Source organism: Bacteroides xylanisolvens (assembly GCF_018289135.1).
Classification (GTDB): Bacteria; Bacteroidota; Bacteroidia; order Bacteroidales; family Bacteroidaceae; genus Bacteroides; species Bacteroides xylanisolvens.
On record NZ_CP072216.1, the window covers coordinates 4164086 to 4177786 of the forward strand.

Annotated in this window: 10 protein-coding genes and 2 pseudogenes; 2 read left to right on the forward strand and 10 right to left on the reverse strand. The window is 38.9% G+C overall.

Features of this window, described 5'->3' with window-relative positions; all coding sequences use genetic code 11:
• Positions 1-5 precede the first annotated feature (5 nt).
• From INE92_RS17695 to INE92_RS17705, 3 genes and pseudogenes are all read right to left on the reverse strand, one after another.
• Entirely contained in the window at positions 6-1952 is a 1947-nt protein-coding gene (locus INE92_RS17695; protein ID WP_015531785.1) for a RagB/SusD family nutrient uptake outer membrane protein, read from the reverse strand.
• A gap of 11 nt (positions 1953-1963) precedes the next feature.
• A complete protein-coding gene (locus tag INE92_RS17700) occupies positions 1964-5353 on the reverse strand; it encodes a TonB-dependent receptor (RefSeq protein ID WP_211421206.1) in 3390 nt (1129 codons plus the stop codon).
• 151 nt (positions 5354-5504) lie between these two features.
• Positions 5505-6350, reverse strand: a pseudogene (locus tag INE92_RS17705) (FecR family protein); the annotation flags it as partial.
• A gap of 62 nt (positions 6351-6412) precedes the next feature.
• On the opposite strand from INE92_RS17705, the gene INE92_RS17710 reads away from it, so the two are divergent.
• Positions 6413-7321 carry an IS1595-like element ISBbi1 family transposase gene (locus INE92_RS17710; protein WP_005807145.1) on the forward strand — a complete coding sequence of 303 codons (909 nt, stop codon included), beginning with the start codon at positions 6413-6415 and terminating at the stop codon, positions 7319-7321.
• Positions 7322-7335: 14 nt separating this feature from the next.
• Here the strand turns inward: INE92_RS17710 and INE92_RS17715 are convergent.
• The 7 genes and pseudogenes from INE92_RS17715 to aroQ form a co-directional block, all read right to left on the reverse strand.
• A pseudogene (locus tag INE92_RS17715) lies at positions 7336-7611 on the reverse strand (FecR family protein); the annotation flags it as partial.
• Positions 7612-7765: 154 nt separating this feature from the next.
• A complete protein-coding gene (locus INE92_RS17720; protein ID WP_008642439.1) occupies positions 7766-8317 on the reverse strand; it encodes an RNA polymerase sigma factor in 552 nt (183 codons plus the stop codon).
• Positions 8318-8463: 146 nt separating this feature from the next.
• The gene (locus INE92_RS17725; RefSeq protein ID WP_087317352.1) at positions 8464-9690 is read right to left on the reverse strand and encodes an FtsX-like permease family protein; all 1227 of its coding nucleotides are present in this window, start codon (positions 9688-9690) and stop codon (positions 8464-8466) included.
• A 17-nt stretch (positions 9691-9707) separates the two neighbouring features.
• Entirely contained in the window at positions 9708-10040 is a 333-nt protein-coding gene (gene rbfA, locus INE92_RS17730) for a 30S ribosome-binding factor RbfA (RefSeq protein WP_004296522.1), read from the reverse strand.
• Between the two features lie 16 nt (positions 10041-10056).
• Positions 10057-10713 (reverse strand): O-methyltransferase, encoded by a 657-nt coding sequence (locus INE92_RS17735; protein WP_195436465.1) that lies wholly within the window; start codon positions 10711-10713, stop codon positions 10057-10059.
• Between the two features lie 20 nt (positions 10714-10733).
• Positions 10734-12191, reverse strand: coding sequence for a pyruvate kinase (gene pyk, locus INE92_RS17740; protein WP_015531787.1), 1458 nt, complete (start codon positions 12189-12191; stop codon positions 10734-10736).
• Between the two features lie 36 nt (positions 12192-12227).
• Positions 12228-12647 carry a type II 3-dehydroquinate dehydratase gene (gene aroQ, locus INE92_RS17745; protein WP_004311171.1) on the reverse strand — a complete coding sequence of 140 codons (420 nt, stop codon included), beginning with the start codon at positions 12645-12647 and terminating at the stop codon, positions 12228-12230.
• A gap of 62 nt (positions 12648-12709) precedes the next feature.
• Between aroQ and xerD the strand changes: the two genes are divergently transcribed.
• Positions 12710-13669: a site-specific tyrosine recombinase XerD gene (gene xerD / locus INE92_RS17750; protein ID WP_004317151.1), complete on the forward strand. Its 960-nt coding sequence runs from the start codon at positions 12710-12712 to the stop codon at positions 13667-13669.
• Positions 13670-13701 lie beyond the last annotated feature (32 nt).

The following is a 13701-nucleotide window of genomic DNA, read 5'->3' on the forward strand; positions in this document are numbered from 1 at the left end:
ACTATTTATTGATTCCCGACGGTCCAGTCAGGAGTTTGTACCAAATTCCAATTCTTATCAATATCGTCCTGTGGAATAGGCCACCAATAGCTTATAAATTTACGTGTCTGATATACTGTACGAGTATAATATTTATTTCTATAGTCCGCATCGGATACTTTAATATAAGCATTCATGCCATAAAAATCACCATCCAATACTTTCTCGGCTAATTTCCAGCGACGCAGATCATTAAAACGAAGTCCAGATTCACAATTCAATTCCACACGCCTTTCTTGACGAATTAACTCGCGCATTTCTACAGGATCTGATGGGGCTGTTATCTTGCCTTCTTCAGCTGAAACACTATATTCGGGAATACCCGCACGCTCACGAATCAAATTGACATATTTCAAAATCTCATTTTGATTAGCAGTATAAGTCCCCTTCTCAATGCTATATTCATTCAACGCCTCAGCATAACTTAAATAGATCTCTGCCAAACGACATAGTGCACCATGACGATTTTTATAATCTCCACTGCCTTCTTTGGGATTTGCAGATGGGTCTACTCTCTTACGTACCAGATAGCCGCTCCACGGAGCGTCATGAGAAGGACCACCGTCTTTACCATCCATATAGAAATCTGTATTTCTCTTACCACCAATATGCCATTGTTCGTTATGCAGTACTGAAATATAAAAACGAGGTTCGCGGTCACAATACATTTTATAGGTATTGGCATCTACAACTACATTTTCATCTTTATTACGATCTCCTTCTGAAGACCCATACTGCCACTTTGTAGAATAAGTCTCTTTTTGCGTACTAAAGCCTGTCTCTGAATAATTAGCATCAGGGTTAACTTTAGGAGAACCATCCGAATTATAGCCTATAATAGGTCTTTGACCGTTTCTCATGAAAAAAGCATCAACCAAAGATTGGGTTATTCCGATCGCTCCCACTCCATTAATACCCAAACCACGTGGAATACAGTTTTTATCATACCATCCACCGGAATCCATTGTGCGAACAAACAGTAATTCTCTGTTAGCTTCGTTCCATCTCTTCATCACTGCATTCTGATAAGAAAGAAAAGGATCAATATCACCGTTATCCAAATATTCATAATGCAAATGATAGCCAGCGGCTTCCGCCTCATCGATAACCAGTTTACAAGCATCTACTGCTCTTTTCCATCGTTCCGGATCATGTGCAGAATTAAAGATAGGAGTTCCGTCAATGTTTTTTATATTCGCCAATGCAGGATTGCCATTCACCAAGTCACTAGCAGCAAATAATAACATACGCGCACGCATTGCCAAACATCCAACAGAAGTCACACGGCCATATTTCTTATCTTCAGTTTGAGTGGCAGGCAATTGTTTTGAAGCTTCCAGCATTTCTTGGTCTGCCCAATCAATCACATTATAAAACGGCTCTTGTTTCAACATCAGATCATCAGCCGAAGTACTTTCACTAGCCTCGCGAATAATAGGAACTGAACCATAAGCTATAGCCATCATAGAATTATAATAAGCTATAAAGAAACGGCATTCAGCTTTCATAAAGTCTACTTCTTCAGCCGGTACAGCCTCCAATGGGTGAGCATGTTTTATAAACAAATAAGCAGAACGAATATATTTGGGATAAGTATTCCAATAAGCAATTACCCCGGGATTGTCTGCTGTCCAGTTACCTTTTTGATATTGAATGGCTTTAAATCCTTGCGCTTCCCAACCAACTGAAGGAATCAGTTCATCAGCTATGGCATCGGGACCATCATAAGTATAATATTCAGGCAGACCACGATAAATATATGCCAGCCAACGTTCCATATTCTTTTTATTCTCAAATACTGATTCTAAGTCCAACTGGTCATCCGGTTGCTTATCCAGATAATCAGAACAAGAAGAAAAAGTAAATGTCGTAATAATACTTAGTACTATAAATTTTAATATGCTATTTTTCATATGCGCTATTATTAGAATTTAATTTCAAAACCTGCAGATAACGATTTCATAATTGGGTACGCAGCCCCTGTAGTATTTTCGACTTCCGGATCCCACAAATCAAATTTTGAGAATGTCAAAAGATTTGTTCCTCTTACGAAAAGACGAATGCCTGATATAACTGTAGTATTTCTCCACAAATTCTTTGGTAAGGAATAACCAAGTTCAATGTTTTTTAAACGTAAAAAACTCATATTCCGCAGCCACCATGTAGATGGTTGATTATTATTACTATTTATACCGTCATCCAAACGCGGATAAAATACGTTCTGACTTGGGTTGTCTACAGTCCAACGATCATTTGCATTAGTAAACATATTGCCTGTCACTCCTCTATTGGCACCCGGAATAATGCTTGATCCTAATATATTCCAACTACGGCCTATTCCTTGAAAGAGAGCTCCAAAATCTAAATTCTTATATTTCATATTCACTCCAAAGCCATATACTATCTCCGGATCTTTTGTTCCTCCGATTGGAGATTTATCAAATACGTCCACTTTACCATCACCATTGACATCCCTGTATCTGATATCCCCCGGACGTAATTTACCTACAAAACTTTGAGTCGGAATTCCTTCTTTCAGTTTACCTGTACTTACGTCTTCAAAGTCGTCTGCTGTAAACAAACCTTCTGCTATATAGCCAGTTAATTGTCCTACCGGATGTCCTGTTTCAGCACGGTTAGTACCAACTACTGCACTAGGTTCATCCTTTTCTGTTATTTCATTATGAGCATAGGTAAATGTTCCCATTAAGCTGACAAATAAGTCTTTGCCAAACTGTTTATTAACATTTAAAGTAACCTCTACACCCTGATTAGTTACTTTCCCAAAATTCTTCCAAGGTTGCTTCATAAATCCAGCTGTCATTGGAACAGATTCACGTGGCATAAATATATCTTTCCGACGTTCATCGAAATAATCTAATTGTAAATCAATCATACCATTCAGGAAGCCTAGCTCAACCCCCAAATTCATCTTATTTACAATTTCCCACGTCAAATCTTGTACGGCAAACTCACCTTCCGCCATACCAGTCAAACCATAACTGCTATCCAATCCCCATTTATACATGTCTAATGTAGCATAATCATCGGTAATTGTAGAAAGGTATGCAAAACGACGTCCACCTAAATTAGCATTACCTACCTGACCATAGGACGCACGCAATTTCAATTTAGATATGACCTTACGCAATGGTTGCATAAATGCCTCTTCTGATACAATCCAGCCAATTGCTCCTGAAGGGAAAAAGCCATAACGCTTGCCTTTGGCAAAATTTTCAGAACCATTATAGCCAAAATTAAATTCACCTACATACTTACCCGAATAGGTATAAGATGCACGTCCTGCCAATCCCTGATTACGGTAAGGCAACTTGCTTCCATCATCATAATTACGACGATTAAACAATAACATTGCAGCGACGGAATGTTTCTCAGCGAATGTGCGGTCATAAGACAAAGTAGCTTCCATATATACGCTCTTATTTCCATATTCACCGCTTTTTGAGTAATCCAAGAAATTAGTACCATTGGATTTTGATGCTATAATCAAATTACCTTCATCATCACGTCCTGTAGCAGGTACATAATAATCCGGTGTCTTTCCACGAGAAACAGTACCTGAAGAAAACCTGTCAAATGAGAATGTACCTTTTACTTTCAATCCCGGAAGTAAGAATTTCAAATCTTGTTCTACAGAAAACAGTGTTTCAATCTTACTGTCGCTTCTTCTTTTATATCCACTTTGAGTAGCCCATGCCCAAACGTTTGGCTCCTCTGTTGTCGGTATCTGTCCACTGGAATACTGTGCAGGGAAAGCATGAGGTACAGCAACGAACGCTTTCTGGAAAATTTGAGATACATCTTTCGTTGTAGAATTTCTATCTTGCAAATATCCACCAATATTAAAACGTAATTGCGTAGTAGGACTTAATTTCAAATCCACATTAGAACGAACGTTATAACGTTGCAATTTAATAGTAGGATCCCAATCATAGCTTTTATCACGTTTCAAAATACCACGTTCATTATACGCAGCAGCAACAAAAGAATAACGTAATGTCTCTGTACCACCAGAAATATCTACTGTTACACGCTGATTCGAAGCATAATCATTTGCGATTGCATCCATCCAATTCACGTCCGGATATAAATCAGGGTCATAACCTGCACGAGTTTTTGCAATACGATCTGTATATTTAGGCTGTTGTCCTGTATCCATCAAGATATCATCCAAAACCTGCATATAATCTGCCGCACCCAAATACTCGGGAAGTTTAACTGGCTGTGTAGCTGCAAATTCAGCCTTTACAGTCACGCGAGGTTTACCAACTTGTCCGCGTTTTGTATTAATTAAAATAACACCATTAGCTCCCCGCACTCCATAAACAGCACTTGCAGCAGCATCTTTCAACACAGAAAAAGATTCTATCTCTTCAGGATCAATATTATTCAAATCGCGTTCTATACCATCAATCAAAACCAATGGGTTTTGTCCGGCATCCTGGAATGTACTAATACCACGAATCCAGAAAGAAGAATTATCATATCCCGGTTCACCAGAACGTTGCACAGCTAATACACCGGCAACTGTACCAGCCAGATTATTACTTATTGAACGAGTAGTAGAAACCTTTAACTTAGCAGGTTCAATCGTTGTGATAGAACCAACAACAGACTCTTTCTTTTGTGCGCCATAGGCAACCACTACAACCTCATCTAATTGACCAACATCTTCTACCATTTGTACATTAACAACCTTCCGGTTATTAACTACCTCTTCTTTAGGAACAAAACCAATATAACGGAAAGAAAGCACAGATTTTCTTTCAGGAACAATAATACTATAATTACCATTCATGTCTGTCAATTCATGCACTGTGGAATCATTTTTCAAAATGATTGTTACACCAATCAAAGGCTCACCTTTTTCATCTGAAACGTTACCTGTTACCTTAATACCCTTTTGTTGTGTAGTTTGCTGTACCTTAGGAGCTTCTGGCACCGAAATAGTAATTTGTCTTCCCGACATCTTATAATTCAGTCCTGTCTCTGAGAACAACTCTTTTAATACAGCGTCTATTTTCTTATTGGAAACTGAAATGGAGACTTTGTTATTCAGATTTTTCTGAACATTAGCAGAGTAAATAAAAATATACTTACTATGTTTTTCGATATAATCTAAAATATCTTTAACTGTAACATTCTCATACTGTACTGAGAATAAATCTTCTTCGGAATTCCAACTAATAGAATTAGTACCGAATGAAGAGAATGGAATCATAAAAAAGACGTTTATAATGCAAAAAAGCTTAAGTCTTTTCTTTAAGTGTAAAAAAATAGTTTTCTTTACCATAAAAATTTCTTTTTAGGTTAACAATTTTGGATTTATTGATTTAACTAGGGAATTACTATCGGGTAAATACGGCAATATTTATCCGATTTTTTTTGTCATAATGGCAGTCTGTTCTTCATAGGCAAACATATTAAAAGATTAATTAAAAAAATTATTTATTTAAATATATACTAGTATCACTTTTTTCGATCGTGAATGACAGGGTTTGCTGAATACATTCAATCACCTCGTCTATATCATCTTTCAAATCTAATTTCCCATACACTTTTTCTTTACCAATAATTGGATCACATTGAATAGATATACCATAGTAGATGCTTAGTCTTTGAATGATCTGCGACAAATCATTACCATTCAATAACATAATCCCCTCTACCCAACTAATATACTCTGCTACATCAACTTGCTTTTGATAAGCAATTGTACCATTTGCTATATTCAACAGATCATTAGGATTCAAACGTGCTTTCTTTTCATTCTTATCAGTAACTTCTACCGCACCTTCCACCAATACAATATTAGTTGTTCCTCCTTTATAATTCGAGATATTGAACTTCGTTCCTAACACTTGCAGTTTAAAATCATCAGACTCCACTATAAAAGGATGTTTCTTATCATGCGCAACTTCCAGGAAAACTTCTCCTTGGGCATAGATTTTACGAATGTCTCCTTTAAAACAACGAGGATAAATCACTTTTGACTGGGAGTTAACGACCAGCCGAGTCCCATCAGACAATTCTACTCTAGCCCTTTTCCCCGCAGGGACAAGCAACTGATTATATTCTTGTTCCTCTTTGGTTTTCTCTTCATTCTCTTTTATCACTTGTGAATTGACAGCAACTTTCCCCTCTTTTGAATACTTAATGAAAACATCTTCATCCAAATTAAGCTGTTCCTTGGAAGTAATAAGAGTCACTTCCTCAACAGATTGGCTATCCATTTCTTCAGCAATAGCCTGGAAGTCTAAATTAACACTTCCATTCTGATTAAAAAAATAATCTGATTCTCCGCAAACACACCTAATATTTTTAGTATATTAGCGCTCAAAAAGCAGGGATTATGAACATATTCAGTTTTACGGCTCATTTCGGTTCGGAGGAAGATTGTCGTTTGCATTTCAAGGAGCAGCGTGATAAGGAAGGGGTTGTCTGCAAGCGATGCGGGGGCACTTCCCATTATTGGTTACAGGGTAAATGGAGTTATGAATGCAAAGGTTGCCGTTTCCGCACCTCGTTGCGCAGCGGTACGATCATGGAGAGCTCCAAGCTGCCGTTTCTGGTGTGGTACAAAACGATGTTCCTGATGAGTTGCACAAAAAAGGGATTCTCCACCAACGAACTCCAGAAGCAATTAGGATTGAAGCGTTACGAACCGGTATGGGCGATGGTACACAAACTCCGCAGGGCGATGGGCAACCGGGATGCAAGGTATACACTGGAAGGGATGATAGAACTGGATGAGGGTTACTTTTCGGTGGCCAGTAAGGAAATCGAGCGAGGCAAGGGTACACGTGGCCGGGGAGCCGAGGGAAAGCAGAACGTTGCGGTGATGGCCGAAAGCACCCCGTTGGAAGATATCGAAACGGGCAAAAAGGAGAAGCATGTGCGTTATTTCAAGGCCAGGGTACTGGATAGCCATCAAAGTGAAGGAATCAACGGCGTGGTCAGGGACTGCATGGAGGATGATGCCATCGTATTTTCGGACAAAAGCACTTCTTACGTTGACATCTCCGATCTGGTGGAATTGCACGTCACCGAGAAATCAGACGCCAAAACCACCAAGGAAACACTCAAATGGGTGCATATCGCAATCAGTAATGCAAAACGGACATTGCTGGGCAACTACCATAAAATCAAAAGGAAATACTTACAGTTGTATCTCAACGAGTTTATTTACAAATTAAACAGACGGTATTTTGGAGACAAACTCTTTGACAGACTAGTAATTGCGAATATAACAGGTGCATAAACGGATAATCAGAAAAAATAAATAGTTGAAATGCAAATCAAAAAGGAAGCAGCAATAGAAGCTGAAGCAACTAAGAAATATTTCTTTCTGCGCTTCATAGCATCTTTTCGCATCTTTCGTTGAGTCTTCTCTATGATAGAAGATGAATCAATCTTTTCCAGCACACAATTTTCCCAAAAGAATTTCAACTTCTCAGCATCAGGCATAGAAGTAAAATCATCCTCAATATTTTCTTGAGAATTCAATTTACTAAATAAATCTGCGAGACGATGGTATTCTTTCAAGCTCATAATCCTATTTTAATGTTGTTCTATAGATAAAGACGCAACTAAAAAAAAAATCTCCCAGTCAAAAATGATTTTTTTTCATTTTTCGGGTAAAAAGAATAAAAGTGGAGTTAGCTATGTGAAAAAAAAGGCATTAATAAGCAGGAGAGTAAAAAACTTAGCTCTTGCGAGATTTCATATTCAATCTTTTAGCAATTTCATCTAACGCAAAAGCAATATGGTTATTGATAGTCTTCACTGATATGTTCAACATATCTGCAATATCTTTATAAGGAAGCCCGTCTATTTTTGCTAAGAAAAAGACATGTTTACACTTGGGAGGAAGTTGTTGAATGGCGTCATTAATTTTAGCCATTTCTTCCTTACTAATCATCTCCTCGGCTGGAGATTGAACCGGCTCAAAAATAAAATCTTCGATATCATCAAATGACAATTCATACTTTCCAGTTTCCTTCCGCAAAAAAGAAATCGCTTTTCGATAGGTGATTGTCTGGATCCAAGCATTCATATTGCCAATTTCAGCCAGACTTTTTCTATTTTTCCAAACTTCAAAAAAAACATCACTCACAATCTCTTCAGCTGACTCCTTCTGGCCAAGTAGCGCAAATGTATAGTGATATAAACGCGAAGAATAATGCTCCATAAAACGATTGAAAGCAATTTCATCGCCGTCTACTATTCTACATATTTCATTATTCTCAAGTTTCACAGAAGTATTTATAGATTATTTCCAATTAACAAAATTGAGCCAAATATAGCAGTATTGTATCAATTACGAAAAATAAAACACCATAAAAAGGAATTAAAAGTTATCAATTATAGAAAAATGGCTATAATAAAAACATTACCATTTAGCTATAAAAGTCTCTTACTTAGATAACGTACAGGATACCATACGGAGAGAAAACCAACGGCTAAAACTGTGATAAAGATTAATACGACATCCCAAGCGTGAACGCTGACAGGATAGGCATCTACAACAAAAGTACCACCACCGCCTCCCAATGAAATTATACCGAATTTCTGTTGTATAAAACATAGGATTAAGCCCAGGACAATACCGGAAATAGCGCCAAAAAGAGAAATGAGACGTCCTTCAAAGAGGAATATTCGGGAGATGAGTTTATCACTAGCTCCAAGACTCCGCAAAGTTACTACATCATCCTTCTTATCCAAGATCAACATAGAAAGAGAGCCTATCACATTAAAACAGGCTATCATTAAAATAAAAGTGAGGAACAAATAAGAGATTAGTTTCTCTATCTCCATAATACGGAAAACATCTGCCTGCTGCTGATAACGATTCTGAACAACAAAATCATCACCTAGTATGTTTTCTATTTTAGATTGTACCGATGAAGTATTTACATTAGGTTTCAATTTCAATTCCATCGCAGAGACTTCTGTTGTATAATCCAGAAGCTGACGAAGAAAATCAAGAGAAGTCAGAATATATTTTCCATCATATTCTTGCTGATTCACCACAAATACGACACCTGGAGAATACAGATAATCACGGTTAAAAGAAGCGCCTGGATTTGCCATGTTCACTTTGGCATTTCGCTTGGGAAGATATACCTGAAGAGGATCGACAAACTCCAAACCAGTTCCCAAAGTCGCAACCAATTCCACTCCCATGACGCCATAATTCACGATCGAATCATGAAGAACGAATTCTCCCGCGCCATAAAGTATGCTGTCTATGGCCGTCAACTCTTCAAAATTATCTTCCACCCCTTTTAGTACAACCATAGCCTGACGGTCCTTGTATTGCACCATTGCATTCTCTTCGAGCGTCTCTGTAAACACTTCCACTTCAGGAAGCTCACAAACGGCACGAATCCGTTCATCTTGTGCATCAAAGACTTTTCCTTCACGGACCGTAATTTTCAACTGCGGATCAAAAGCCGTAAAAAAGCTGGCCACCATATCCTGAAAACCATTAAAAACAGAAAGAGTGCAAACCAAAGCAAGCGTAGCAAGAGCCACTCCACATACGGAAATGCCGGATATGATATTAATAGCATTATGCTTTTTCTTTGAAAAAAGATAACGCCTGGCTATATAAAAAGGGAAGTTCACCTCTGCAATGAGTTATTTCACTTCAGCAATGAATCTATTTTCTCAATATAATCCAATGAATCATCCACGAAGAATTTCAGTTCAGGAATGATACGTAGCTGGTGACGTACACGAGTCCCAAGCTCATAACGAATGGATTTCATATTGTTATTGATATTCTTCACCATCTCTTCTGCTTTCTCTGAAGGAAAAACACTGAGGTAGACACGGGCAATACTCATATCAGGACTGATGCGAACTGCGCTAACAGAGACCAATGTACCCGGCATGGACTTTGTTTGAAGCAGGAATATCTCACTTAGCTCTTTCTGCAACAGGCGAGATATCTTATTCTGTCTGGTTGTTTCCATAAAGTTATTTACTGTTTTACAATTTACTACTTACTATTTTCTTCCTTATGATCGTTAATCCGTCACGCAAAGGAAGTATTACTTTTTCCACTCGCACATCTTGTGCTACCAAATCATTAAAGGCTTTAATACCAATCGTTTGAGCGTCCGTATTGCGAGGCTGTTCAAGCACATGCCCGTCCCACAAAGTATTATCAGCAATGATATATCCGCCTTCGGAAAGATGCGCCAATGTCATCTCGTAGTATTCAATATACTTACGTTTATCGCCATCAATAAAAGCCATATCAAAAGTAACACCTAAACGCGGAACAAGTTCTAAAGCATCACCTATATAAAAACGAATTTTATCGGCAAACGGTGATTTCTCCAGCCATGGACGGGTAAAGTCCTCTTGTTCATCATTGATCTCAAACGTATGCAACAATCCACCTTCCGGCAGACCTTCCGCCAAACAAAGGGCGGAGTAGCCGCTATACGTTCCGATTTCCAATATCTGACGAGGCTGAATCATTTCTACAAACATCTTCAGCATCCGTCCCTGCAAATGCCCGGAAGCCATACGAGGACGAAGGAGCTTTACATGCGTATCCCGATAGAGCGATTTCAAGTAATCGCTCTCGGGATCAATATGTTGCAAAATATATTCGTCTATCGATTCGGTTTCCTGCATAAAACTTACCTCTTTAAAAATTAAAGATAACGGTTGTTGTTAGGTAATACAGTCTCCTCTGCATGCTTCAAAGCATCTTCCACTACATTAATTTCGAGGAATGAGGTCTTTGTTCCTGCCTTACCACTACTTAAATAACCGACCATATCGGAAGGCTGCAAACGGCCTTCTTTCAACAGACGGCGCAATGCCGCAAAGTAATATTGCTGTCCATTAGCCAATTCCGGCATATAGATAGCTTCCACACCATAAGACAAAGCCAAATGACGCATTGTCTTTTCTTTATAGCAGATAGCCAGCACTGGATACTTTCCACGGAAAGCAGCCAGATTACGGGCAGTGCGTCCGCTATAACTATCAGTGATAATAGCACGTATTTTTAGCTTAGAAGTAGCTTTTACTGCTTGTTTAGCAAGGAATGCCGTAACATCATTACTATTCTCATCTAACGGAATACGGATATCATTTTCTTCCAGTTTATCTTTTTCTGCCTGAGCCGCAATTTTAGTCATCGTTTTCACCGCCTCTACCGGATACTTACCATAAGCGGTTTCTCCGCTCAACATCAAAGCATCTGTACGATAGTAGATTGCATTGGCAATATCAGTCACTTCCGCACGAGTCGGACGAGGATTATTTATCATTGTATGGAGCATTTGAGTAGCAACGATTACCGGCTTCTTTGCCAGAATACACTTGCGAATCAATACACGCTGGATTCCCGGAATACGTTCTTGAGGCACTTCGATACCCAAGTCACCACGGGCAACCATTACGCCATCTGCCACTTCCAGGATTTCATCGATATTATCCACCCCTTCCTGATTCTCAATCTTAGCAATAATCTTAATATCACTATTATGTGCATCCAGAATTTCACGTATGTCAAGTACATCCTGACGGTTGCGCACAAAAGAGTGAGCGATAAAATCAATATCCTTTTCGATAGCATAAAGAATATTGTTACGGTCTTTTTCCGTTAATGAAGGAAGATTGATGCGAACACCCGGGACATTTACGCTTTTACGGCTTCCCAAAGTAGCATCGTTCTTAACTTCACACAGCAAATAACCATTCGTCTTATCAATAACTTCCAGTTCCAAATCGCCATCATCAATCAGAATCGTACCGCCGATATTCAGGTCAGACACAAAGTTCGGATATGAAACAGCAATACACTCACGAGTTGTTTCCAAATCCGGATTACCTACAATCTTTACTTTCTCTCCTATTTTATATGGAATCGGCTCTGCATTAGCCGTCGTACGAACTTCCGGACCTTTTGTATCCATCAAAATCGCAATACGGTTGGACACAGCACGTACATTTGCAATCAAAGCTTCAAAACCTTCACGGCTAGCGTGCGCTGTATTCATACGCACTACATTCATCCCAGCTTCAAACAACTGTTTTATAAAATCCACATCACAACGTCTATCCGAGATGGAAGCCACAATCTTAGTCTGTTTCAATAACATAGTCTTTCTACCTATTATATATTATTACCTTATTTATTATCTATCCAATAAAGCCTCCAAAGCCAAACGGTACGAATTTAGCCCAAAGCCACAAATCACTCCTTTACAAGCACAAGCAATCATCGATACGTGCCGGAAAGACTCGCGACTATGCACATTGGAAATATGCACCTCAATCACCGGAGATGTCACAGAACGAATAGCATCCTGCAAAGCTATGGAAGTATGTGTATACGCACCTGCATTCAAGATTATACCATCCACATCAAATCCCACCTGCTGTATGCAGTCTATCATTTCTCCCTCGATGTTCGATTGAAAATAGTCGATCTCCACGTCAACGTATCTTTTGCGAAGATCAGCCAAGTAATCTTCAAATGTAACGCTTCCGTAAATGGAAGGTTCACGCTTACCCAACAGATTAATATTCGGGCCATTAATAATTTGTATCTTCATCGCGCAATCCTGTTTTTTTATACCTTTGTATCTGAAAGAATGTGCAAAGGTAGAAAAAAGAAATGGAAATCAACGAAAAAAAGCATAAGAAGGAACAACAAGAGCTGATAATCAGGAAGTATCAGCAGTATCTCAAACTCGAAAAGTCCTTATCTCTTAATACTCTGGATGCCTATCTGACGGATCTGGACAAACTGATGAGCTTTCTGACATTGGAAGGGATTTACGTATTGGACGTATGCCTGTCCGATCTTCAACGTTTTGCGGCCGGATTACATGACATCGGCATTCATCCCCGTTCACAAGCCCGCATCTTATCAGGAATCAAATCATTTTTCCGTTTCCTCATCCTCGAAAACTATCTGGAAGCAGATCCCAGTGAACTATTAGAAGGCCCTAAAATAGGTTTCAAACTTCCCGAAGTACTGACTGTGGAGGAAATTGACCGGATTATCTCCGCCGTCGACCGCAGCAAAGCTGAAGGACAGCGAAACAGAGCTATTTTAGAAACACTATACAGCTGCGGACTTCGGGTATCAGAACTTATCACCCTTAAACTATCCGACCTCTATTTTGATGAAGGCTTTATCAAAGTAGAAGGAAAAGGAAGCAAACAACGACTCGTACCAATCTCCCCCCGGGCTATTAATGAAATAAAGCTTTACATCACAGACCGTAACCAGATTGAAGTGAAAAAAGGGCATGAGGATTTCGTTTTCGTCAGTCAGCGGAGAGGCAAAGGTCTTTCCCGGATTATGATCTTTCATATGATAAAAGAATTAGCACAAAAAGCGGGTATTACCAAAAACATCAGTCCGCACACCTTCCGGCACTCCTTTGCCACTCATTTACTGGAAGGTGGAGCCAATTTGAGAGCCATTCAATGTATGCTCGGACATGAATCCATTGCGACAACGGAAATCTATACCCACATCGACCGCAATATGCTTCGTAGTGAGATTATCGAGCATCACCCACGAAATATCAAGTATAGGAAAGAAAAAGAGGAGTTATTTCATTAAATTATGATAAAATCGCCCCCTTATCTATATAA